Consider the following 23,280-nt stretch of genomic DNA (forward strand, 5'->3'; position numbering starts at 1 on the left):
GAGCGGACTGGGCACTGAGCGCCGTGCGCTGTTCAATCCCTTGATGCCTCGGTTCCTTCCCCCTCTCAATGCCTGAAATGCCTGACGCCCGTCATCAGGCAGGTCACGCCGCGCTGGTTGCACAGGTCGATGGTGTCCTGATCGCGCTTGGAGCCGCCCGGCTGCACGATGACCTTCACGCCCGCGTCGATGAGCAGCTTCGGACCGTCGGCGAAGGGGAAGAATCCGTCGGAGGCCGCCACCGGCGATGATGAGGCGTGAAGCCGGTCACCGGCCTTCTCAATCGCCAGCCGCGCGCTGGTGACGCGATCCATCTGGCCCGCGCCGGCGCCGAGCATCATGCCGTCCGCGCCGACGGCGACCGCGTTGGACTTGAGGTGCTTGGCGGCGGTCCACAGAAGCATGGCGTCGCGCAGTGCGTTCTCGCCCGGCGCGGGGCCGGCGGCGTGCGCCCACTTCGATGGCGCCGCCAGCGCCCGATCGCGATGCTGCACCAGCATGCCGCCGGGGATGGACCGGTAGTCCACGGCGCCGGGCGTTTCGCGCGGGTCGATCTCGCCGGTGGCCAGCACGCGCACGTTCTTCCATCGCTCGCTGAGCATGGCCGCGGCCTCGGCGTCCACCGACGGGGCGATGATGACCTCGAAGAACTTCTCGCCCTCGACGATGCGCGCGGCGCAGTCATGGTCGATGAGCGCGTTGATGGCCAGGATGCCGCCATACGCCGCCAGCGGGTCGCCCGCGTAGGCGAGGTCGAAGGCCCGAGCGGCGGAGTCGCCGATGGCGCACCCGCAGGGGTTGGTGTGCTTGATGACCGCCGCCCCCGCCTGGTCGGGGAAGAGCAGGCGCAGATCGCGGACCAGTTCAAACGCCGCCGCCGCGTCGTTGAGGTTGTTGTATGAGAGCGGCTTGCCCGCCAGCAGGCGGGCGGTGACGACATTGGCGCCGTGCTGGGCGGGGTCGGCGTAGACGGCGGCCTCCTGGTGGGGGTTCTCGCCGTAGCGAAGCTGCTCCTGCTTGGTCATCGAGAGCCGCAGCATGGGCGGGAAGGCGGCGGCCTCGCGCCCGCACATCCAGGCGCTGATGGTGGCGTCGTACTCGGCGGTGCGGCTGAAGGCGGCGGCGGCCAGGTCGCGGCGCAGATCCAGCGTGGTGGCGCCCTCGTGGCGGCGCAGCTCGTCCACCACCCGGTCGTACTGGGTAGGGCTGGTGACGACCGTCACGTACTCGTGGTTCTTGGCCGCGGATCGGATCATCGACGGCCCGCCGATGTCGATCAGTTCGATGGCCTCGTCGCGCGAGAGATTCTCGCGCACGGCCCGCTCGAAGGGGTAGAGGTTCACGCACACCAGGTCGATGGGCGTGATGCCATGCTGCCGCATGGCCTTCACGTGGGCGTCGATTTCGCGCCGCGCCAGCAGGGCGCCATGCACCGCAGGGTGCAGGGTCTTGACGCGCCCATCCATCATCTCGGGAAAGCCGGTCACTTCCTCAATGCCCACCACGCGCAGCCCCGCCTCGGTCAGCGCGCGGGCCGTGCCGCCCGTGGAGATGATCGTCACGCCCATGTCGGCCAGGGCGCGGGCGAAGGGCACCAGGTCGCGCTTGTCGCTGACGGAGATGAGGGCGCGGCTGACGCGGACGGTGCTGGACATCGTGGGGCGCTCCGATGAAACGCCCAAGCATACGCCCGCTTCAAACGAACGCCGCGACGGGGGACCGTCGCGGCGTGAAGAAGCGTGAAGTCGTCAGCGTCGATCACTGGCGTGGAACGGCCTTGGTCACGCTGCCGCTGTCGCCCACGGCGAAGAGGTCGCCGCCGTCGAATGCGCTGACCACCAGGTGGCGAACCTTGGGCATGGAGATGGTGTTCAGCACCGTACCCGACTTCTCATCCAGCAGGGTGAGCACGCGGTTGCGGCCGTGCCACGTCATCAGGGCGCCGCGGTGACGCCCGATGACCGTGCCGTGGATGCTCGGATTGCTCCAGAGCAGGTTGCCATCGAGGTCGGCCACGGGGATCGCCTCGTAGCAGCACAGCCCCTTGTCCTCGGTGTGCAGGTAGAGGCGGTCGCCGATCAGCACGGGGGACTCGCGCAACGGTTCGGCGTGCAGCGTGGACCACACCACCTCGCCCGTGCCCAGGTCGTAGCAGCGGATGTACTGGTCCAGCGAGGCCACGAAGACCGCGGTCGGACCCACGGCGGGCGGCGCCACGATCGCCTCGCGGGCCATGCGGCTCCACAACTGCGTCCGGGTGCGCGCGTCAAGCACCATGATGTGGCCGCGATCGCTCACCGCCACGACGATGGTGTCAGACAGGGTCGGCGGCACGCGGATGCCGCCCTGAAGCGTGTACCCGCCGATGTACGAGTTTGATTCGTAGTGGTGCCAGACGAGCTGCCCGCCGATGGAGCCGTAGATGATGGAGGGCCCGAAGAGCACCGGCGGCGTGCCCGCCACGCGCGACAGCACATGCCGCCCGATCTGCACGCCGTTGCTGGCGTCGAAGATGTGTACGTCGCCCTCGGTGACGGCGAGCACCACGTCGCGCCCCTGCGCTACGCCTCGGCAGACGCCGAGCACGGTGTCGCTGACGTCGCCCACCGGCCACGACCACGATCGAGTGCCCGTGGAGCGCAGAATTCGCGTCAGGTAGTTGGCCTCGTCAACCACAAAGAGGGAGTCGCCCTCGAGCACCGCGCTGCGGGGACCGCTTTCACGACGCGCCACCGGGTCCACGTTCCACGCCACGCGGTAGCCGAGCGAATCGGCGAGCGTCGGCCCCAGGACGTACCGACGATCCAGCTCGCCTCGCATCTGCTCGAACTTGTCCGTCGTGGACGCGCTCCCGCTTGACCCGGCGGACACCGAGCCGCCGCTTCCAGACGTGGTCTTGCTCGAGTCGTTGCAGCCCGCGACCGCCAAGGCGGTCAGCAGGCACAGGGCGACGCGGAAGGGCGAGGATCGAACCGGCGATGTCATGGCAGCAGAGGTCATCGTGTCGAATCTCCATGAGGCGGGTCAACCGCCTCCGCCCCGATCCGGGCGGGTCTGAGGGTGGACCGGTCGCGTGACCCGCGACGGGCCAAGGCGCGAATGGGCAGTATCCGGGCCACGGGCCGCCCCGTCAAGCCCGGTTTCCCGGTTTCAGGCGGGAGAATCGGGACCGAAACAGCCATTCCCCTTCCCCCGCCGACCCGGTCGCCCGATGGGTCCGAACACCGGCCACCCTACACTCCCGCCATGTTCACGGGCCTTGTCCAGCACGTGGGGCGTGTCGCGTCCATTCGCCCTTCCCCAGCCGGGGCAACCCTGGTGATCGACCCGATGGGATGGGATCACCACCCGGCCCAGGGCGACTCCATCGCCATCAGCGGCTGCTGTCTGACGGTCGCAGCCCCCACCGAGCCGGGGCGAGTCCTGGGATTTGACGTCATCCACCAGACGCTCCGCCTGACCACCTTGGGCGGGCTGAAACCGGGCGACCGGGTCAACCTGGAGCACGCCGCCACGCCGACGACGCTGCTCGGGGGGCACATCGTACAAGGACACGTCGATGGTGTGGGCCAGGCCAGGCGGGTCGAGACCGAGACCCCCGGCGAATGGCGCGTCCGCATCGAGTGTCCGCTGGCGTTGAGGCGGTACCTCTCGCCCCGCGGCTCGGTCGCCGTGGATGGCGTGTCGCTCACCATCGCCGCCGTGGTTGAAGTCGGGTTCGAGGTCGCCCTGATCCCCACCACGCTGCAACGGACCACGCTGGGAGGCATCGGTCCCACTCCCCGGCCTGTCAATCTGGAGGTCGATGCCCTCGTGAAGGCCGTGGTCTACGCGATGGAGCAACGCGGCTGAATCGTCAATGGCAGAACCCTGATCCGACTCTCCCCCGGGAGAGATGGGCATGGAACTGGCTCTACTCCTTCATCTGGCGCAGTTCGTCGCGCAGGATCGCCGCCAGTTCGTAGTTTTCCGCCTCCAGTGCCTTTCGCAGACGATTCTCAAGCTCCACCCGCTGACTCATGGGCAGTTGCGGCACCAGGGCCTCGCGCATGCCGCGCAGCAGCTGCATTTCGTTGGATTCCTCGGCCCGGTCGCCCATGCCCAGATCATCCAGCGCCCGGCGCAGCTCCTGAAGCCCGGCATCGAGGTGGACGATCGCGCCGCGCGTGTCTCCGGCGGCGATGGCCCGGGTCGCCTGCGCCCGCGTGCGCATCATGATGATCGACGGCCGGAACCGCTCCAGGGCCTGACGATCCTCATCCGTGGCGGCGAAGTCGCGGCAGAGATCCAGGATGCCCAGGTTGTGCGTCGCGTCGCGGATCACACCCTCGTAGTCCTCCAGCACGAACAGCCCGACGTAGCGATGGTGGAACAGCGCCGCCTCGTCGCGCAGCGCGCGGCAGTCGTCCGGCGAGAGCACGAAGCCCTCCACGCCCCCCGTCGCCTCCTCGTAGCGGCTCAGTCGCTCCCGATGCAGCGCCAGCAGCGACTCGGCGCCGTCCGGACGGACCCCATCCGGACGACCGGTCACTTCCAGCTGCAGCACGCCGAGCAGCACGCGGATCTGCAGCTTGGGCCGACCGTCCTCTCCCTCGATCAGACGCACCGTGGTGCGCTTGGGGTCGAAGGGCCAGGCGTTGAGCAGGTGGCTGATGTCGTCACCGGGCACGTCAGGACACTCCCTGGGGCCGCATCCCGGCGACCATGCCGGGCTGGTTCCGAGAACCGTGCGTCGCCCCGTCCGGGTGAATCGTAGGGCTGCACGCCGGGCTTGATTCACGCCGGAACCCCCTCGCGGTCAACCAACCGCCGAATGCGACCGACATGAGCCAACGATGTCTCCGGCCGCAGCGGCGCCGACCGCGGAGGGATGATGCTCCAGCAATCCTACGTTTTTTTCGCGCCGGGGTGCAACCCAAATCCCGTCAGGAACGGAAGTTATGCGGGTGGTGCATCTCTGGACCTCTCCGGTCCCCTCTCGTGCGGGCGCGAGCATCCCGAAGCAGCGTGGGGAAAGGGACCACGGCCCGACGTGCATCCACGCGTGATCGTCAACTCGTTGCAGGGGTGGTGCAACCGATGACCCGCAGTGCCCTCCAAACCGATCTTCATCTCTACCTCAAGGAGATCAACAACACCCCGTTGTTGACCGCCGAGGAGGAGAAGATGCTCGGCTGGCGCATCATCAACGACAACGACCTGGCCGCCCGTGATCGCATGATCAAGGCCAACCTGCGACTGGTGGTCTCGATCTGCAAGAACTACGCCAACCGCGGCCTGTCGCTGAGCGACCTGATCGAAGAGGGCAACATCGGCCTGATCCGCGCCGTGGAGGGCTTCGACCCGGCCCAGGGCGCGAGATTCTCCACCTACGCCTCGTGGTGGATCAAGCAGGCCGTGCGTCGGACGCTCATCAACGCCAACCAGCCGATCCACATTCCCGCCTACATGGTGGAGCTGATCTCGCGCTGGAAGGACACGGTGCGCCGACTGGAGAAGGAACTGGAGCGCTCGCCCTCGCTGGCCGAGATCGCCAAGGCCATGCGCCTGCCGATGCGGAAAATCCAGATTATCCGCCGCGCCATCAAGGCCACGCACTCGCGCTCGCACGCCCCGTCGGATGCGCAGGGCGACGCCATGGACTTCGCCGACCTGCTGCCCGACACCCACGACGCCACCCCGGACAACCACGTGGCCGAGGGCGACGAACTGCGCATGGTGCTCAAGCTTATCGACGCCATCGACGAGCGCGACGCCCGGGTGCTCCGGCTTCGCTACGGGCTGGAGGGACGCCAGCCGCTCACCCTCAAGGAGATCGGCCGCGAGGTCGGCCTGACCCGCGAGCGTGTGCGCCAGATCGAGGTCGAGGCCCTGCGCAAACTTCAACTGCAGCTGCGCGACGACCGACCCGCCCGCTTCCTCAACGGCTGCTTCAATGGCAACGGACAGTACCCGAGGCGGAAGACGGGTTGAGAGCTGGTTGAATCCCGCTGATTGCGATGGCGAACGCCCATCGGGCGGCGGATGTGCCGTGGTCGAAATCGGGCGTCATGGGTCCGCCGGCCTGCCTTTCTCCATATTCCTGCTCCCGGTGCGTACGAAACCGCCCCCATCGGCGTACATGAGGGTGCCGGGAGCGTCATCTCCGGCCGGGAGTCCGTTAGAATGAGTGACTCGGCATCGGTCCCCACCACCCTCACCATGGCCCACCTTGAGATTCGCACCAAGAACGGCGTCAAGCGGCTCCGCCTCGACGGGCGGGTGACCACCCTGGGACGCAACCCGGAGAGTCACCTGCAACTGAAGGATTCGCGCTCCAGCCGCGATCACTGCGTGATCGAGCCGGTGGAAGGCGGGTTCCAGCTGCGCGACCTGGGCTCGCGCAACGGCACGCGGGTGAACAACAGGAAAGTCTCGATCGAACTGCTGGATCATCAGGACGTGATCCGCATCGGGCGCACGGTGCTGAAGTTCGTCGATGAGTCGCAAACCCGTCCCCCCAAGGCCAGGCCGCGCAAGCGCCGCAAGGACTTCACCGAGTTTCTCGACCCGGCGGAACTGGCGGCGGTGAACCAGGGCGCGGCGCCCGGTCAGTTCGACCTGACCGCGGCGCCGGGCGTCGGCGCCGACTCGCCTCCGGCGCGCCACGGCGGAAACGGCGAGGCGACCACCGGGGATGACGGCGGGGACATGCCCCTGGTCGATCTGCGCCCCGGCAATGACGACGGCCGCGCGCCTTACGAACAGCGCCTGCGCGAGATCATCTCATCCACGCCCACCAAGACCTTCGAGGTGACTCAGATTTCGCTGATCGACACCCGCGGGCAGACCGTGCACCAGGCGATGTCGATCCAGGACGAGGACGTGGACAACGTGGGCGAGAGCATCCGGGCCTTCCGGCTGCTCCTGCTGGCCTGCTTCAACGCCCGCGCCACCGACCTGCACCTGGAGCCGAAGCAGGACCACGCCATCGCCCGCATGCGGGTGGATGGCTACATGGTGCAGGTGTGCGAGATGAACCGCGCGGTCTTTCAGCGCATCTACGGGCTGGTCAAGATCCTCTGCCAGATCGACACCAGCCGCAAGAACGTGGTGCAGGAGGGGCACTTCTCCGTCGCGGTGCCGGGGCGTCGGGTGGATTACCGCGTGTCGTTCACGCCGTCGATGCACGGGCAGAAACTGGTGATCCGCGTTCTGGACACCGCTAACGCGCCCACCCGGCTGCACGAACTGGGGCTGGTGCCGTGGATGTATGAGAAGATCCGCGCGCTCACCACGCGCGACGCGGGCATGCTGCTCTCGTGCGGCCCCACCGGCAGCGGCAAGACCACCACGCTCTACTCCTGCCTGCGCGAGGTGGATGTCAACGTCCGCAACGTCATCACCATCGAAGACCCGGTGGAGTACTCGCTGGAGGGCTGCACGCAGATTCCAGTGGATTCCAAGCAGGGCAACTCCTTCGGGCAGATGCTCCGCTCGGTATTGCGGCAGGACCCGGACGTGATCTACGTCGGCGAAATCCGCGACAGCGAGACGGCCAAGACCGCCATGCAGGCGGCTATGACCGGCCACCTCGTGCTCTCCACGGTTCACGCCAAGGACTCCATCGGGGCCATCTTCCGGCTCCTCGACCTGGGCGTGGAGCCATACCTGGTGGCGAACTCGGTCAACCTGATCCTCGCTCAGCGCCTGGTGCGGCTGCTCTGCCCCACCTGCAAGAAGGGCATCCGCCCCACGCCCTCGCAGGTGATGAAGATGGGCCGCTACATCGAGGGGCTCAACGAAATCTGGGCGCCGATCGGCTGCAAACGCTGCCTCAAGACCGGGTTCCTGGGCCGCTGCGCCATCTTCGAACTGCTCGAACTGACCGATGAGCTGCGCGATGTGGTGCTCAACAAGCCCGCCATTCAGGAAATCCGGGCCATCATCAAGCGCGGACTCTTCCACACGCTGCAGCAGTCCGGCTTCCAACTGGTGGCCCGCGGCCTGACCAGCGCGGACGAGATCGAGCGCGTCGCGGGAACGGAGTGAGCGCGCTGGAGACAGCCCATTGATGAACACGGATGGAGGGGATGCGCGGCTGTCAGCCATCGGTTGCCGGTGATCGGTCCGGGGTTGCTTGTTTCGCATGGAATCTGGCGCGGATCGCGTTCTGCACCCGAAAACCGACCACTGACAACCCCGAATCATGGACGGATGGTCCAGACCCGCCGCGCGCATGGCAATCATCCCTTCCGCTTCCGAAGCGGGTATCCTGTCCCCCGCGACCAGCACCATGAACCGGGTCGCTCCCTGGTGAGGCGGGGGCTGGCCCGACATGAGTCCCACCGCTCCGGGGTTTCACGCCCATGGCGATGATCGAGACCATCAATCTGACGAAGAAGTACGGCGAACTGGTCGCGCTCAACAACCTCAACCTGACAATCAATCAGGGCGACTGCTTCGGCTTCATCGGCCCCAACGGCGCGGGCAAGACCACCACCATCAAGATTCTCGCCACCCTGCTCAAACCCACCTGGGGCGAAGCCCGAATCGACGGCATGGTGATCGGCTACCAGAACTCGCAGATCCGGCCCGTCATCGGCTACGTGCCCGACTTCATGGGCTCGTACGACGACATGGTCGTCACCGAGTACCTGGAGTTCTTCGCCGCCTGCTACGGCATTCACGGCAAGCAGCGCGAGCAGGTGGTGCGCGACGTGCTCGACCTGACCGACCTGAACTACAAGGCCAACGCCGAGGTCAACGGGCTGTCGCGCGGCATGCAGCAGCGGCTGTCCATCGCCCGCGTGCTGCTGCACGACCCGAAGGTCCTTCTGCTGGACGAGCCCGCCTCGGGCCTTGACCCCCGCGCCCGCATCGAAATCCGCGAGCTCCTCAAGGAACTGCGGCGGATGGGCAAGACCATCATCATCTCGTCGCACATCCTGCATGAGCTGGCCGAACTGTGCAACACGGTGGGCATCATCGAGCGCGGTGAACTGCTCTTCTCGGGGCAGGTCACCGAGATCATGGCCCGCGCCCGCATGGGCTTCGTCGTTCACGTCACGCTGGAAGGCAAGGAGGAGATGGCCGCCCAGATGCTGCGGCAGGTGAAGGGCGTCAAGGCCGTCGACGTGACGCAGAACAACGGCAGGCCCCGCGTGGACATCACCATCGACCCGGAGAGCGGCCTGCCGATCTCCGACATTCCCGCCCGGCTGATCGCCAACGGCTTCCGGCTCACTTCGATGCAGGAAGAGCAGGTGAACCTGGAGACGGCGTTCATGCGCCTGACGAAGGGGCTGGTGTCGTAGGGGGAAGCGATGGGTGCTGAGTGCTGCGTACAGGGTGGTGAGTGTCGTGATCGCTTGATGCCTCGATCCCTTGATGCCCTGGTCCCCCCTCCCCGATCCCTTCGCCTAACGGATGATGGCCGACGGCCGATAGCTGGCAGCCCCCGTTCCTGCTCTATCCGCCGCCCCGCGCCATTCGCGCCCGCCGTCGCGCCACGGCCCGCTTGACCAGTTCATCCACGATCACTCCCGCCAGGATGACCGCTCCGATGATGGCGAATTCCACGTTCTGATACCGCGGGAAGACCAGGTTGATGGTGTTGGAGAGCACCACCATCACCGCCGCCCCGATGACCACCCCCGGAATGGACCCTTCGCCTCCGCGCAGCGAGCACCCCCCCAGCACTGCGGCGGCGATGGCGTAGAGCTCGTAGAAGTTGCCGAAGTCCGAGGGCTGCGCGGCGTTGATGTCCAGCACGAACAGCATGCCGCCCAACCCCGCCAGGCCGGAGCAGATGGTGTACGCCAGCACGGTCATCCGCTCGGTGCGGATACCGCTGTAGCGGGCCGCCTGTTCGTTGCGACCGAGGGCCAGCAGGTATCGCCCCCAGATGGTGCATGTCAGAAACACCCACGCCAGCACCCCAACCACCGCCAGCGTGATGAAACTGGCCGGGAGTTGAAAGACCCCTTCCCCGCCGCCGAAGAGTGGCACGCGCCCGTTGGCGATGGACCGCAGTTCCTTGAAGCCCATGCCGAAGCCCTGCGATTGGTCGCCCGTCAGCCCGCGCGCCAAGCCCCGGTAGAGCAACAGGCCGCACAGCGTGACCACGAAGGGTTGCAGCTTCAGCCGCGTCACCAGCAGGCCGTGCGTCATGCCGATGAGCAGCGACATGCCCAGCACCGTCGGCACCGCGGCGCCGACGGGCCAGCCCTGTTTCGTCAACAGCCACGGCAGCAGCACGCCCACGAGGCAGACCATCGAACCGATGGAGAGGTCGATCCCGCCCGTGATGATGACGAACGCCGCCCCGATGGCGAGGATGCCGAACAGCGACGTGCGGTGCACCAGGTTCTCGACGTTGCCCATCAGGAGAAAGCGATCGCTCGAGATCGCCGTGAACAGGCAGATCGCGATCAACAGTCCCAGGATGCCGAGAATCTTCTTCATCCGCGCCCTTTGCTACGCCGCCTTCGCCTGGCCTGTCATCAGCCCGATCACCGCCTGCTCCGAGAGTTCCCCGCGCGACAATTCACCCGTGATTCGCCCCTCGTGCATCACCAGGGCGCGGTCGGACATGCTGAGAACCTCCTCCATTTCGCTGGAGGCGAAGAGAATCGCCACGCCGCGCGCCGCCAGTTCCTCCATGAGTCGGTAGATCTCCTGCTTCGCCCCCACGTCGATGCCGCGCGTCGGCTCATCCAGCAGCAGCACGCGCGGGTTCATCTGCAGCCACTTGCCCAGCACGATCTTCTGCTGATTGCCGCCGGAAAGATACTGCGCCTGTTGCCGCTGGTGCGGCGTGCGGATGGACAGGATGCGGATCATCTCGCCGCATTGCCTGAGCGCTGAGGCCCGGTTGAGAAACCCGCCCGGATGGCAATCGCGCCGCAGCGAGGCCAGGGCGAGGTTGTCGCGCACGCTCATCTCCAGGATCAGCCCCGCCTGCTTGCGATCCTCCGGCGCCAGTCCCAGCCCGGCCTGAATCGCCGCCAGCGGGTGCGAAAACGGCGGCGCGGCTTCACCCGCGCCGACCTGGACCATCCCCCCCACGGCGGGGGTGATGCCGAAGATCGTCTCCAGCAGTTCCGTCCGCCCAGCCCCGACCAGACCGGCCAGCCCGACGATCTCGCCCGCACGAAGGTCGAACGACACGGGGCGCGCGGGATGCGCGGGCGTGCGCAGGTCGCGCACGCGCAGCGCGGGCCCGCCCGGCGTTCCGGGAGCGTGGTTGTAGATCTGCGACACGTCGCGCCCCACCATCAGACGCACCATGGCGTCGTGCGTGATCTCGCTCCGGCCCAGTTCACCCGCGTTGCGTCCGTCGCGCAGCACGACGACGCGATCGGCCAGTTCGGTGACTTCGCCGAGCCGGTGGGAGATGTAGATCACGCCCACGCCCCGCGCCTTCAGGCCGCGCACCACGCCGAAGAGCGTGAGCGCCTCGTGCTGCGTGAGCGACGAGGTCGGCTCATCCATGATGATGATCCTCGCATGCGTGGAGAGCGCCTTGGCGATCTCCACCATCTGCCTTCGACCGATCGACAGGGCCCCTGCGATGGTGCGCGGCGGAACGTCCAGCCCCACCGCTTGAAGCCACGTCGCCGCCTCCGATTCCAGCCGTCTCCGGTCGATCCATCCCGGCGCCTTGCGCGGCTCGCGTCCGAGGAAGATATTGGCCGCCACGTCCAGATTGTCGGCGAGGTTGAGTTCCTGGTGAATCAGCGCGATGCCGCGTTCGATGGCGTGACGCGGGCCTTCCAGCCGAAGGGGCTCATCGTCCAGCACCAGTTCACCGGCGTCGGGCGTGAGCACGCCGGCGAGGATCTTCATCAGCGTGCTTTTGCCCGCGCCGTTTTCACCGACGATGGCCAGCACCTCGCCGCGCCCGAGCGACAGCGACACCTCCTGCAGCGCGCGCACACCGGGGAACTGCTTGGAGACGGAGCGAACGTGCAGCATGTCGGATCGCACAAGGCGCCGGTCACTTCGCCTTCAGGCGGCCGACCTTGTCCAGCGCCTCCATGATGAGCGGCGGGTTGTACTCGAACAGCCCCACCATCGCCGCCAGGTCCGGGTTGCGGGTGATGGCGTCCTCGGCGTTGGCCTTGGCCTTGGCCCGGTCGAAGTTGTCAGTCATGGTGCCGAGAATCTCGAATCGCCCGTCATCGCTGCGGATGATCTGATCCACCGGGTCGTTGCGCGACGGGTCGGGCTCGCGGCCCAGCAGCCCGTCGATGCAGCCCTGGCGTCGGCGCTTGGCGTTGTCCTGATCGAGGCGTCCGATGAAGATCATCACCTTGCCGCCGTCGGGAATCGCCTGCCGCGTCATCTTCCCGCACAGGTAGCCCGCGGTGTAGTTGTCCATGCCGATGTACACGAGACGATCGCTGTTGGGCGCGTCGGAATCGTGCGTGATGAGGGGTTTCTTCGAGGCCGCGTTGTTGAGCACGTCGCCCTGGTTGTCGGGGTTGATGGGGCTGATGGCGATGCCGTCGGTCCCGCGCGAGAGCAGATCCTCGATTTTGCGCGTCTGATCGGTGATGCCGCTGGGCATGATGACGGTGACTTCGACGTTGTAGTCCTTGCCCGCCTGCTCGGCGCCGGCCTTGGCGATGGTCCAGAAGTCGGCGACGCCGTTGGTGACGAAGGCGAAGCGCGGCCTGGCGCCGCCGGACGATCCGCCCCCCGCGCCGCCCGAGGCCGAGCCGCTCCCGGTCAGTTTGGCGTTGAGATCCTGCTCGAACTCGTCTACGTCCACGATCTCGGCGCCGAAGAACCTGTCGCCGCCGCCGAACTTCATGACCACGCGCGCGGGGATGTCGATGAAGCCGTTGGCGGGAATGACGCTCCTGTTGCCCTTGTGGATCTCGTTGAGCACCTCGATGGAGCGGTAGCCGTACATGTACGGGTTCTGCACCACGGTTCCGACGACGGTTTCGTCGCGGATGCCCTGAAGCACCATGCGGTTCTCATCGAAGGCGACGACCTTGACGGGCGGGCGCGACGATCCCCCGCCGGTCGAGGCGCCGCCGCCCGATGAATCCCCGCTTCCTCCGCCGTTGCACCCGGCCAGTCCCAGCGCCGCGCCAATCGCCAGCAGCACGCCCAGTCGCACGATGTCCCGCATGGTCCGTCTCCTCGTGTTTGGCCCCACCCAGATCAGGCGACCGTCATGCCGCCGTTGATGCAGAGGTTCTGCCCGGTGATGAACGACGCCGCGTCGGAGGCGAGGAACACCGCCGCCCCCGCCACATCCTCCGGCACGCCCCAGCGACGCATGGGGATGAGCGCCTTGTAGGCGTCCTTCTCCGCCTGGGGGTCGTTGGCGTGACGCTCCACGGGAATCCAGCCGGGCGAGATCATGTTGACCGTAATGTTGTGCGGCGCCAGTTCCGTGGCCATGGAGCGCGTCCAGCCGTTCTGACCGCCCTTGGCGGCGACGTAGGCGCTGAAGTTGCCGACTCCCCGCTGGAACACCTCCGACCCGATGTTGATGATCCGCCCCCAGCGCTGCTTCTTCATGTGCGGCAGCGCCGCACGCGTAAGCAGATACGGACTCCTGATGAAGAAGTCCAGCATCGACTGGTAGAAGGTCCAGTCGTAATGCTCGATGGGCTTGTGCGGCTGGTCGGGCGTGGCGTTGATGATGAGAATGTCCACCGGACCCAGCTGCTCGCCGATGGCGCGGATGAGCCGGTTGGTGTCCGCCTCATCCACCACGTTGCCGCGGAAGAGTCCGCCCTCATATCCGCGGGACTGGAACTCCTCAAACGCCGCCCGGCCGTGCGCCTCGCTGTTCTGGTAGTTGATCGCCACTCTGGCGCCGGCGGCGCCGAGGGCCATGGCCATGGCCTTGCCCAGCCCCTTGCTGCTGCCCGTGACAAGGGCCACGCGACCCTTGAGCGAAAAACGCAGGGCGGTCATGGGATCGGTCTGCTGCATCGGCGTTGTCGTCATGCGGTGGAGTCCCCGTGCGGATCGTGTGCGGACGGGCAGCATACCACGGGGCTCAGGGGAGTGCATGGGTTAGAATCGCGAGATACCTCGGTGGGGCAGGCGTCCCCGCCTGCCAGTAGACTGGGCGTCCCCGCCCCCTTCGGAGGAATCCCATGCGACGCATCACCCACGCGCTGGCCGTCCCCGCCCTGCTCCTCGCCCCGTGGGTGACGATGTCGGCGCCTCTCGACCACGCCGCCTCCAGCAACACCGGCGCCTCCGCACACGAAACGCAACCCGTGACAGACGACGACCACATGCAGTGGTGGCGCGAAGCCCGCTTCGGACTGTTCATTCACTGGGGGCTGTACGCGATTCCCGCCGGGGAGTGGGGCGCGGCCCGCTACCACGGCGAGTGGATCATGCACACGGCGCAGATTCCCGTCGAGCAGTACGAGCAGTTCGTCCCCCAGTTCAACCCCGTCCAGTTCGACGCCGACGAGTGGTGCCGCATCGCCAGGGACGCGGGGATGAAGTACATCGTCATCACCAGCAAGCATCATGACGGCTTCGCGCTCTTCGACTCGAAGGTGTCGGACTACGACATCATGGCCACGCCCTTCCGGCGCGACATCATGAAGGAGCTGGCCGACGCCTGCCGCCGGCATGGGCTGACCATCTGCTGGTACCACTCCATCATGGACTGGCATCACCCGGACTACCTGCCCCGCCGGGGGTGGGAGCAGCGCTCCGCCGAAGGCGCCGACTTCACCCGCTTCCGCGAGTACCTGCACAAGCAGGTGGAGGAGCTGCTCGCCAACTACGGCCATATCGGCGTCATGTGGTTCGACGGCGAATGGGAGAACACGTGGACGCACGAGCACGGCGTGGCGCTCTACGAGCACGTCAAGCGCATCTCCCCCGCCACCATCGTCAACAACCGCGTCGACAAGGGACGCGCCGGCATGGCGGGTATGACCACCGACCCCGGCAAGTACAAGGGCGAGTTCGGCACGCCCGAGCAGGAAATCCCCGAAACCGGATTCCCCGGCGTCGATTGGGAAACCTGCATGACCATGAACGACCACTGGGGGTACAACAAGCACGATCACAACTGGAAGACCAGCGAAGACCTCATCCGCAAACTCGTGGACATCGCTTCCAAGGGGGGCAACTTTCTGCTCAACGTCGGCCCCAAGGCCGATGGCACGTTCCCGCAGGAATCCATCGACCGGCTGCGCGACATGGGCGCGTGGATGAGAATCAACGGCGAGTCGATCCACGGCACGACCGCCACGCCCTTTCAGCACCTGGACTGGGGCCGCTGCACGGTCAAGCATAACGGCGACGCCGCCACGCTCTACCTGCACGTCTTCGACTGGCCCGGGAACGGCCGGCTCATCGTGCCGGGGCTGGGCAACGAGGTGCGCCGCGCCCGGCTTCTTGCCGCCCCGGACAGTGAACTGAAGGTGGCCCGCGCGGAGTCGGACGTGGTGATCTCGCTGCCCGCCGCCGCCCCGGACGCCATCTGCACCACGATCGCGCTGGAGATCATCGGCGCGCCGGTGGTGTACGACCCGCCCACCATCACCGCGCCGGGACCGATCTTCGTGCGGCCCATGCCGGTGAACATGACGGCCGGTTCGCCGGAACTGGAAATTCGCTACACGCGCGACGGTTCGACGCCGGACGCCTCGTCGCCCCGGTTCGAGAAGCCCCTGCTGATCGACGCCTCCACGACGATCAAGGCCCGCACGTTCCATCGCGGCAAGCCCGTTTCCGGCGTCACGGAGCGCACCTTCGAGCGGGCCACGCCCCGCGCGGCCGTTCCCGTCGGACGCACCGCACCGGGCCTGAAACGCGAGCGGTTCCAGGGCGATTGGGATCGCCTGCCCAACTTTTCGGGCCTGCCCGTCGTGAACGCCGACACGGTCCCCTCGGTGTCGCTGCCGCGCGGCGGCGCGGGCGAGCGCGCGGGATACCGCTTCACCGGCTACATCAGCGTGCCGGAAGACGACGTCTACGAGTTCGCCCTTGTTTCGGACGACGGCTCACGACTCACCATCGGCGACTGGGTGCTGGATAACGACGGACTGCATGGCGTGCTGGAACGCCGGGGCACGGTGGCGCTGGCACAGGGCGCGCATCGAATCACCGTTGAGTGGTTCAACAAGACGGGGGGCGAGGAACTTGTCCTTCGCTGGGCGCCGCTTGGGGGGTCGCTGAAGGACGTCCCCGCCACCGCCCTGTCTCATTGACGGTGGCGGTGGCGCAGCGGCGTCGAACCAATCGCATAATGTGTTCGCCCACAAGGCGTAACGACTCCAGACCCTTGTGCGAATACGTGGGCGGGGAGAGGAGCTTTGAAACGGGCTACGCCTCCGGTTTCCGAGGGACCGGACGCGGGCCCGTTTTTCCGTGGGCGGCAGGTTCCTCGGCGATCCCGGAAACCAGCGCGTCCGCCGCGCATCCAACCCATTGAAACGGCCCGCTGCCGACGCGGTAGACCACTGGATTCCATGCACTCGCTGATCACCCGCATTCTGACGGCTCTGGTGATCCTGCTGGCAGGCACGGGTGGGTTCCGCGCGCTGCACGTGACTCAGGCCCATGGTACCGGGTCGGACTCAGGTCACGTTTCGATCCACCACCATCACGATCACGGCGTGTGCTCGAGGTCGCTGGATCATGACTCGCCGGATGTCCCCTATCCATCCGAGCCCCCTCAAGATTCTCCAGATCACGCAGATTGTCCACTTTGCCAGATGCTCGCCGTGGCGGCGATGTCGCTTCCGGGTCATGCCGCCGGGTTGATGGCACCTTTGCCCGCTGGAACGCTCCGCGTGTTCGCCGCCTTGCTGGTGGTGAATGACGCACCTGCTGACGTTTCCGCCCGCGGGCCTCCCGTGCTGGGCTGATGCTCTTCGTCGCCACCTGATCGAGACCTCGTCATGTCGCTGGCCCCATCCCGGGGCGGGCGACGGCGATGTTCCGACATGGCGACGCCGTTTCCACGCACGCATCATCCCGTTTCGAGAGGAATCCACATGATCCGCCCGCGCGGTTTCACGCTGGTCGAGCTGCTGGTCGTCATGGCCATTCTCGCCCTGCTCACCGGCATCCTCCTGCCGGTCTTCGCCAAGGTGCGCGCCTCGGCCCTGTCGGCCAGGTGCGTCAGCAACATGCGCAACCTGCAGATGGCGCACTGGATGTACCTGCAGGCCAACGACGGCTGGTTCATCGACGTGGGGCTTGACCACGGAGGCGGGCACGGCGACGAGGAAGTGACCTGGGTCAACACGCTCCAGGAGTACTACGACTCCCCGCTGCTGCTGCGATCACCCGCCGACAACAGCCCTCACTGGCCCGCCGATCAGGGCGGCATGGGTCTGCCGATCGAAGGCACGACCGACACATTCCGCCGCACCAGTTACGGCGTGAACAACTTCCTTTCGCGCAGCGTGCCCGCCGATCCCGTCAAGGTGTACGACCGCCTGCACACGGTGAAGAACCACGTACAGACGGTTCACTTCGTCATCATGGCGCTGGAAGGCGAGTACGCCGGGGCCGACCACCCGCACGTCGAGAACTGGTTCGTTCCCGGCAATCCCGGGGCCTCGCCTGTGCTGGCGTCCAACCAGGTGGCCATCGGATTGCACGGCGGCAAGCCCCGGTCGGGCGACGCCGTGACGAACTACGGCTTCCTCGACGGGCACGTGGAGACGGCGAAGTTCGGCGAGGTGTACGTGACCCCGGAGATGAATCGATTCGATCCGGCGGTCGCCCACCTCTTCGCGGTCCGCAAGGCCATGCGCCAGTAGGCCGCGCGATTCGTTTTCAGTTCTTCATCACGAACAAGAAAGGTCTTCATCCATGCTTCGCATGATTTCGTTCCTGGCTGTCTCCGCGCTGTCGATCGGCTCACAACCCGCCCTGGCGGGCGGAGGGGGACACGCGGGCGACATTCTGCTGCAACTCGACGGCGACAGCCGCATCGTCACCGGGTCCGAGACGGACAACTTCGCTCCCAATCGCGTCTTCAGCGGCGAGTTCGGCGACACCGGCGTCTTCAACTTCACCACCAACCCCGGCTTCGACGCCGAGGACGGCGCCTTTCCAGCATCGACGCTCCTCGGGTTCAACATCCTTGATGCCCTGCGCGTGTGGAACGGCGATGGTTTCGACCTGGCGGCGGAAACGCTGACCATCAGTTTCGGTTCGCTGCAGCGCACCACGTCCACCGGCTTCGTCGCCGGGTTCGGACTGCTCACCAGCGGACAGGGCGGGTGGCACCGCCACCTCGGCTTCACGCTCAATGGCGTGACCGAGAACGACGCCGGAATCTATCTGCTGCAACTCGACCTCTGGCATGAATCCGCCGCCATCCAGAACTCCCGGCCCTTCTGGATCGTGTTCAACTTCAACGAAAACGAGGTGGAGCACGAGGCGGCGATCGAGTGGGCGCGGGCGAACCTCGTGCCCGCTCCGGGCGCGCTGGCGATGCTCGCGGCCGGCGCCATGACAATGGGTCGCCGACGACGACGTTGATCCAGACGTCACCGACGCGCCGTTCGAGGTCAAGAGGGGGCGGCGCGATCGGCGCCACGCGTGGGCGAGCGTCGAAGGGCGTTCGCCCGCATTTCATCGGAACGTCACCGCGCCGCTCCATCGCGATCGGAGCGGGCGTCTACTCCGTCGCCACGGGGGCGACGGGGAGTCCCTCGCGCTGGCGCCGCGCCGCCCGTGTTTCGCCGTGCCACAGGAAGTGCGCCGCCGCCGCCAGGTCATCGATGATGACGATCAGGCAGGGCAGCACCATCAGGATCAGCACCGTGGCGCTCATCAGGCCGAAGGAAATCGCCACCGCCATCGGAATGAGGAACCGGGCCTGGAATGACTGCTCCAGCATGAGCGGCGTCAGCCCCAGCACCGTGGTCACCGTGGTCAGGAAGATCGGCCGCAGGCGGCGCACGCCCGCCATGACCAGCGCCTCGCGCAGCGGGTGACCCTCGCGCCGCAGGTGATTGTAATACTCCACCAGGATGAGCGAGTCGTTCACCACCACGCCGGAGAGGGCCACGAAGCCGATGAGACTGAGGAACGTCAGCTCGATGCCCAGCAGATAGTGCCCCCAGATCACCCCGATCACCCCGAAGGGAATGGCCGTCATCACCGCCAGCGGCTGCACGTAGCTGCCGAAGAGCCAGGCCAGGATGACGTAGATCATCACCAGCGCCGCGGCGAAGCCGATGGGCAGCGAGCCGAAGGCCTCGGCGAAGTTGCGCTGGCGCCCGCCCGTGAGGATGCGAACGCCGGGGAACTGGCCCTGAATCTCCTCGAAGGAGAAGCCGGCCATGACTTCTTCCGGGCTGAGCCCGGGCGCGCAGTCGGCGGTCACCGTCACCACCCGACGCCGATCCAGTCGCTTGATCGAGGCGTAGCTGCTGCTTTCCTCGATGTCGGCGATTTCCACGAGCGGCACGGCCGCGCCCGTCGGGCTGATGACCCACAGGTTCTCGATCACGCCCAGGTTGCGCCGCGCGGCCTCGTCCAGACGCACGCGCACGTCGATGTCTTCGCGGTCGGCGGCGAAAGTGTGAGCGTCGATGCCGTAGAGCGCCCCGCGCACCTGCAGGGCCACGTTCTCGTTGGTGAACCCCAGGGCCGCGGCGCCCGGCTTGAGCGTGAAGCGGATCTCCCGCTGCCCCGTGTACTCGTCGTCCGCCACGTCAAAGACGCCCGGCGTGCGCCGCAGCCGATCGACGATGGCGTCCGCCGCCGCGGAGATTTCCCGCGGCTGCGTGCCCGTCACCTCGATGGTGATGTCCGCGCCGCCCGGTCCGCCGCTGATCTCGGAGTAACGAACCGAGTCCGCCGCCCCCACCCTGCCCTCGGTGGCGGCGCGGATGGCGGCGATGACTTCGGAGCTCTGCTTGTCGCGCGCCTCGACGGGCACCAGTTCGATGTACATCTGCGCCAGGTGCGAAGAGGCCACGTCGGTGACGCCCGTCTCCACGTTCTGCCGCTCGCCCACGATGGCGCTGACGGAGACGACCTCGGGCATGGCCCCGGCCGCCTGCTCGATGGCCCGCACCACCGTTTCCGTCTCGCTGATGGGGCTGCCGATCGGCAGCCGGATGTCCACCACCAGGGTTTCCGCATCCGACTCGCCGAGGAAGATGAAGTGGACCCGCCCCCCCGCGAACAGACCGATCGACACCAGCAGCGTCGCCAGCGCGACGGAGGCGCTGATGTAGCGGAATCGCAACGACAGGTTCAGCAGTCGCCCGAAGGCCGGCGCGATCACGTTGTCGATCAGGCGGTCGCGGCGGCGTTCAAACGCCCGGAACGCCCCAGCCCAGCGTGAGGGCTTCGCCCGGTCGCGCTTGGCCAGCGTGTGCCCCATGTGGCTTGGCAGAATCAGGACGGACTCGAGCAGACTCATCAGCAGGGCGCAGGTGACCACCATGGGCAGCGCGCCCAGCAGGTCGCCGATCTGCCCTCGGATGAACATGAGGGGCAGGAAGGCCACGATGGTGGTGCTCACCGTGGCGCAGACCGGCCAGAGCACCTGCTCCGCGCCCCCGATCGCCGCCTGCAGGGCGGTCTCGCCCCGGTCATGCCGCGTCTGGATGTTCTCCGCCACCACGATGGCGTCATCCACCAGCATGCCCAGCACGATGATGAGCCCGAACATGGTGAGCAGGTTGAGGGTGACGCCCGTGGCCACCATCAGCACCAGCGTGCCGCACACGGCGGTCATCAGCCCCGTGAACACCCACAGCGCGGCCCGCCAGTTCAGGAAGATCAGCAACGTCAGGAAGACGAGAATCGCGCCGGAAATCGCGTTGCGCGACAGCAGGTCGAGGCGTCCCTCGATGAACCGGGCCAGGTCGCTGTGCGAGTGAATGCTGCCCGGAAGCGGATGCCGACTGCTCGCGCCCAGCTGATGCGCCGCCCGGATGGGACCGTCGAAGAGCGCCTGAAAGCCGCGCGATTCGTAGGGCTCGCCCTTGCGGCCCGCCACGTAGGCCCGCACCATCTTGGCCATCTTCACCGCGTCCTGATCGCCCACCTTGAAAACGATCAGACTGACCGACGGCTTGCCGTTGAAGCGCCGGTACTTCTCCACGTCCTCGAAGGTTTCCGACACCGTGGCCACGTCGCCCACGCGCAGCGCCTGACCGTCCGGGGAGGACTGCACCACGATCTGCCGGATCGCCTGGGCCCGCTCGGGCACGCCCATCGTCCGCACCAGGATGTTGCCGGCCTCGGTGCGGACCGTTCCCCCCGGCACCTCGTTCATCCAAGCCCGCACGGCGGCGGCCACCTGCGGCAGCGAGAGCCCGTGCTCCAGCAGGGCCTCGTAGCGTGCGTCCACGCGCACCTCGTAGCGTCGGGCGCCGGAAACCACCACCTCTCCCATGCCGGGCAGCGAGGTGAGATCATCGCGCACCTCGAGAATCGCCTTCTTGAGCGCCGCCTCGCCCGCGTCGCCCGACACCGTGACCATGATGACGGGCAGGCGCGGCTGGAACTTGATGACCTGCAGCGTCTCCGACTCGGCGGGCAGATCCCGCAGCGAGTCCACCACGCGCTCCACCTCGCGCAAGGCCTCGTCCGTGTCCACGCCCATGTGCAGCTCGACGGTGATGCCGCCCCCGCCCTCGGCCAGCGTGGTGCGCATCTGCTTCACCTCGTCGAGGTTGGCGATGGCGTCCTCCACCTTGATCGCCAGCCCCTCCTCCACCTCCTCGGGCGTGGCCCCGGGGTAGGGCAGCGTGACGTTGATGATGCGGGGGGGCGTGCGCGGAAAGAACTCGCGCGTGATCGAGATCGCCGCCCACGCTCCGGCGATGATGGTCGCCGCCATCAGCAGGTTCACCGGCACCGGCTTGAGCACGCCGAAGCGGGGCAGACTCATCGGCCGCCTCCCTCTCCCGGCGCCTCGGCGCGCCGCGACTCGCCGTTGACGACGCTTGGCTCCACCCGCGCTCCGGCGGGAATGTCCGTCGCGCCGTTGAGCAGCACGAGCGAGCCCGGCTCCACGCCGTCACTGAGCACCGCCCAGTAGTTTTCGCTGGGCAGCCCCAGTTGCGGAAAGCGCCGTTGCACCTGGTACGCCACCAGCACGTCGCGGTGCACGATCACGTCGTCCACCACCAGCAGGACGCGGTCGTTGGCCACCGCGCCGCGGGGAACCACGACGCGCTGCTCTTCTTCGTGCCCGGTGATGCGCCCCATCACGAACCGGCCTGGCGTGAGCGCCGCCGGGTCGTCCGGATTCTGCAGCACCTCGATGTACACGGGAAAGGTGCGCGTGACGGGATCGTCCGACGGCCCGATGCGATTCACTCGTCCGCCCCACGTTCGCACTCCTGACGCTCCCCCGGACGCACCCCCGGACGCACCCCTCGAGGCCCCGTTCGATCCCGCGGACAGCACCTGCGCTTCATCCCCCACGCGGATCGAGACCCGCGCCGATGAGGGCAGCCGCACCGGCACCTCGATCTTTTCAAGGTTCACCACCCGCGCCACGCGCCGGCCCGGCTGCACCTGCTCGCCGACCTTGACGTCCACTCGCTCCAGCACGCCCGCCAGCGGGCTTCGGATCAGGCAGCGCTCCACGTTCCGTTCCGCCAGCGCTTTCTCCGCCAGCAGACCATCCCGCTGGGCCTGCCAGCGCAGCCGCCGGGGGGCGATCTTGCTCACTTCCTCGCGCGTGCTGGTGACCACGCGCTGGGCGGCCTGCAGCGCGGTGATGACGCGGTCCAGTTCCAGCTGCTTCGCGTCCCCCTGCTCCACCAGCGTGCGGATGCGCTCGTAATCCCGACGCGCCACATCCAGATCGGTCTGCGCGAAGGTCAGGCGATCGGTCCACGCCCTTTCCTCGATGTCCAGCGCCTCGAGTTCCGCATTGAGTTCGTTGAGTCGCTGCGTGATGCCCGCCAGTCGCTGCCGGTAGTCTGCGTCATCCAGCCGGATCAGCGGCTGGCCCGCCTCGACCGGCTTGCCCTCCAGCACGCCCGGCTCGATGGCCGCCACCACGCCCGACACCTCCGCCGGGACATCCGCCCGCAGCATGGCGTCGGCGGTGCCGAAGCCGGTCCACTGTCGCTGCACCGTCACCAGGGCCGTCCGCATCACGCGCACGCGCGGCAGGGTCAGATCCGTCCTCAGTTCGGGCGGCTTGGGACGGGTCAGGAACAACGCCTGAAACACGCCGAACCCCACGCCCACCACCGCCAGGGACACGACGATCCGCGTCACGATGGAGAGAACCACCAATCGTCGCCCAGCCATGCGGTGTCCGTCCGTTCTCGCCCCCGAGGTGCAGTCCGGCCG

17 protein-coding genes are annotated in these 23,280 nt (G+C 67.3%); 8 read left to right on the top strand and 9 right to left on the bottom strand.

Features of this window, described 5'->3' with window-relative positions:
- Positions 1-65: 65 nt before the first annotated feature.
- Together purH and HRU76_04775 are read right to left on the bottom strand one after the other, a co-directional pair.
- Positions 66-1,655, bottom strand: coding sequence for a bifunctional phosphoribosylaminoimidazolecarboxamide formyltransferase/IMP cyclohydrolase (gene purH, locus HRU76_04770; protein QOJ16938.1), 1,590 nt, complete (start codon positions 1,653-1,655; stop codon positions 66-68).
- 103 nt (positions 1,656-1,758) lie between these two features.
- Positions 1,759-2,985 carry a PQQ-binding-like beta-propeller repeat protein gene (locus HRU76_04775; GenBank protein ID QOJ16939.1) on the bottom strand — a complete coding sequence of 409 codons (1,227 nt, stop codon included), beginning with the start codon at positions 2,983-2,985 and terminating at the stop codon, positions 1,759-1,761.
- Between the two features lie 261 nt (positions 2,986-3,246).
- On the opposite strand from HRU76_04775, the gene HRU76_04780 reads away from it, so the two are divergent.
- On the top strand, positions 3,247-3,852 hold the full coding sequence (locus tag HRU76_04780; protein QOJ16940.1) for a riboflavin synthase: 606 nt from the start codon (positions 3,247-3,249) through the stop codon (positions 3,850-3,852).
- 61 nt (positions 3,853-3,913) lie between these two features.
- Here HRU76_04780 and HRU76_04785 read toward each other — a convergent pair whose 3' ends face one another.
- Positions 3,914-4,669 (bottom strand): UvrB/UvrC motif-containing protein, encoded by a 756-nt coding sequence (locus tag HRU76_04785; GenBank protein QOJ16941.1) that lies wholly within the window; start codon positions 4,667-4,669, stop codon positions 3,914-3,916.
- 410 nt (positions 4,670-5,079) lie between these two features.
- Here HRU76_04785 and HRU76_04790 point away from each other — a divergent pair, with 410 nt between their 5' ends.
- The 3 genes from HRU76_04790 to HRU76_04800 all read left to right on the top strand — a co-directional run bounded on the left by HRU76_04790 (position 5,080) and on the right by HRU76_04800 (position 9,296).
- Positions 5,080-5,973 carry an RNA polymerase sigma factor RpoD/SigA gene (locus tag HRU76_04790; GenBank protein QOJ16942.1) on the top strand — a complete coding sequence of 298 codons (894 nt, stop codon included), beginning with the start codon at positions 5,080-5,082 and terminating at the stop codon, positions 5,971-5,973.
- 192 nt (positions 5,974-6,165) lie between these two features.
- Positions 6,166-8,031 (top strand): Flp pilus assembly complex ATPase component TadA, encoded by a 1,866-nt coding sequence (gene tadA / locus HRU76_04795; GenBank protein QOJ16943.1) that lies wholly within the window; start codon positions 6,166-6,168, stop codon positions 8,029-8,031.
- A gap of 323 nt (positions 8,032-8,354) precedes the next feature.
- On the top strand, positions 8,355-9,296 hold the full coding sequence (locus HRU76_04800; protein ID QOJ19097.1) for an ABC transporter ATP-binding protein: 942 nt from the start codon (positions 8,355-8,357) through the stop codon (positions 9,294-9,296).
- Positions 9,297-9,450: 154 nt separating this feature from the next.
- Here HRU76_04800 and HRU76_04805 read toward each other — a convergent pair whose 3' ends face one another.
- Genes HRU76_04805 through HRU76_04820 form a run of 4 tightly spaced genes read right to left on the bottom strand, consistent with a single transcriptional unit; the run spans position 9,451 to position 13,914 of the window.
- A complete protein-coding gene (locus tag HRU76_04805; GenBank protein QOJ16944.1) occupies positions 9,451-10,446 on the bottom strand; it encodes an ABC transporter permease in 996 nt (331 codons plus the stop codon).
- 12 nt (positions 10,447-10,458) lie between these two features.
- Positions 10,459-11,958, bottom strand: coding sequence for a sugar ABC transporter ATP-binding protein (locus HRU76_04810; protein ID QOJ16945.1), 1,500 nt, complete (start codon positions 11,956-11,958; stop codon positions 10,459-10,461).
- A 22-nt stretch (positions 11,959-11,980) separates the two neighbouring features.
- Positions 11,981-13,126 carry a substrate-binding domain-containing protein gene (locus HRU76_04815; GenBank protein QOJ16946.1) on the bottom strand — a complete coding sequence of 382 codons (1,146 nt, stop codon included), beginning with the start codon at positions 13,124-13,126 and terminating at the stop codon, positions 11,981-11,983.
- Positions 13,127-13,158: 32 nt separating this feature from the next.
- The gene (locus tag HRU76_04820; GenBank protein ID QOJ19098.1) at positions 13,159-13,914 is read right to left on the bottom strand and encodes an SDR family oxidoreductase; all 756 of its coding nucleotides are present in this window, start codon (positions 13,912-13,914) and stop codon (positions 13,159-13,161) included.
- 194 nt (positions 13,915-14,108) lie between these two features.
- Between HRU76_04820 and HRU76_04825 the strand changes: the two genes are divergently transcribed.
- The 4 genes from HRU76_04825 (at position 14,109) to HRU76_04840 (ending at position 18,483) form a co-directional block, all read left to right on the top strand.
- Complete coding sequence (locus HRU76_04825) at positions 14,109-16,193, top strand: alpha-L-fucosidase (GenBank protein QOJ16947.1); 2,085 nt, start codon at positions 14,109-14,111, stop codon at positions 16,191-16,193.
- 261 nt (positions 16,194-16,454) lie between these two features.
- Positions 16,455-16,853: a hypothetical protein gene (locus tag HRU76_04830; protein ID QOJ16948.1), complete on the top strand. Its 399-nt coding sequence runs from the start codon at positions 16,455-16,457 to the stop codon at positions 16,851-16,853.
- A gap of 129 nt (positions 16,854-16,982) precedes the next feature.
- A complete protein-coding gene (locus HRU76_04835; protein QOJ16949.1) occupies positions 16,983-17,756 on the top strand; it encodes a type II secretion system protein in 774 nt (257 codons plus the stop codon).
- A gap of 52 nt (positions 17,757-17,808) precedes the next feature.
- Positions 17,809-18,483 (top strand): PEP-CTERM sorting domain-containing protein, encoded by a 675-nt coding sequence (locus tag HRU76_04840; GenBank protein ID QOJ16950.1) that lies wholly within the window; start codon positions 17,809-17,811, stop codon positions 18,481-18,483.
- A gap of 139 nt (positions 18,484-18,622) precedes the next feature.
- Here the strand turns inward: HRU76_04840 and HRU76_04845 are convergent, their stop codons facing one another.
- Together HRU76_04845 and HRU76_04850 are read right to left on the bottom strand one after the other, a co-directional pair.
- Positions 18,623-21,859, bottom strand: coding sequence for an efflux RND transporter permease subunit (locus HRU76_04845; GenBank protein ID QOJ16951.1), 3,237 nt, complete (start codon positions 21,857-21,859; stop codon positions 18,623-18,625).
- Complete coding sequence (locus HRU76_04850) at positions 21,856-23,238, bottom strand: HlyD family efflux transporter periplasmic adaptor subunit (protein ID QOJ16952.1); 1,383 nt, start codon at positions 23,236-23,238, stop codon at positions 21,856-21,858. Before HRU76_04850 ends, HRU76_04845 begins: the two co-directional genes overlap by 4 nt.
- Positions 23,239-23,280: the final 42 nt, after the last annotated feature.

Source organism: Phycisphaeraceae bacterium (assembly GCA_015709595.1).
In the GTDB taxonomy this organism is placed as follows: domain Bacteria; phylum Planctomycetota; class Phycisphaerae; order Phycisphaerales; family SM1A02; genus CAADGA01.

What these genes read in the sequence shown, in the direction of transcription:
- HRU76_04800 (QOJ19097.1), top strand. Translation starts at nt 8,355, where the DNA reads ATGATCGAGACCATCAATCTGACGAAGAAGTACGGCGAACTGGTCGCG.
- HRU76_04845 (QOJ16951.1), bottom strand. Translation starts at nt 21,859, where the DNA reads ATGAGTCTGCCCCGCTTCGGCGTGCTCAAGCCGGTGCCGGTGAACCTG.
- HRU76_04830 (QOJ16948.1), top strand. Translation starts at nt 16,455, where the DNA reads ATGCACTCGCTGATCACCCGCATTCTGACGGCTCTGGTGATCCTGCTG.
- HRU76_04805 (QOJ16944.1), bottom strand. Translation starts at nt 10,446, where the DNA reads ATGAAGAAGATTCTCGGCATCCTGGGACTGTTGATCGCGATCTGCCTG.
- HRU76_04825 (QOJ16947.1), top strand. Translation starts at nt 14,109, where the DNA reads ATGCGACGCATCACCCACGCGCTGGCCGTCCCCGCCCTGCTCCTCGCC.
- HRU76_04815 (QOJ16946.1), bottom strand. Translation starts at nt 13,126, where the DNA reads ATGCGGGACATCGTGCGACTGGGCGTGCTGCTGGCGATTGGCGCGGCG.
- HRU76_04840 (QOJ16950.1), top strand. Translation starts at nt 17,809, where the DNA reads ATGCTTCGCATGATTTCGTTCCTGGCTGTCTCCGCGCTGTCGATCGGC.
- HRU76_04780 (QOJ16940.1), top strand. Translation starts at nt 3,247, where the DNA reads ATGTTCACGGGCCTTGTCCAGCACGTGGGGCGTGTCGCGTCCATTCGC.
- HRU76_04850 (QOJ16952.1), bottom strand. Translation starts at nt 23,238, where the DNA reads ATGGCTGGGCGACGATTGGTGGTTCTCTCCATCGTGACGCGGATCGTC.
- HRU76_04790 (QOJ16942.1), top strand. Translation starts at nt 5,080, where the DNA reads ATGACCCGCAGTGCCCTCCAAACCGATCTTCATCTCTACCTCAAGGAG.
- HRU76_04775 (QOJ16939.1), bottom strand. Translation starts at nt 2,985, where the DNA reads ATGACATCGCCGGTTCGATCCTCGCCCTTCCGCGTCGCCCTGTGCCTG.
- HRU76_04810 (QOJ16945.1), bottom strand. Translation starts at nt 11,958, where the DNA reads ATGCTGCACGTTCGCTCCGTCTCCAAGCAGTTCCCCGGTGTGCGCGCG.
- purH (QOJ16938.1), bottom strand. Translation starts at nt 1,655, where the DNA reads ATGTCCAGCACCGTCCGCGTCAGCCGCGCCCTCATCTCCGTCAGCGAC.
- HRU76_04835 (QOJ16949.1), top strand. Translation starts at nt 16,983, where the DNA reads ATGATCCGCCCGCGCGGTTTCACGCTGGTCGAGCTGCTGGTCGTCATG.
- tadA (QOJ16943.1), top strand. Translation starts at nt 6,166, where the DNA reads ATGAGTGACTCGGCATCGGTCCCCACCACCCTCACCATGGCCCACCTT.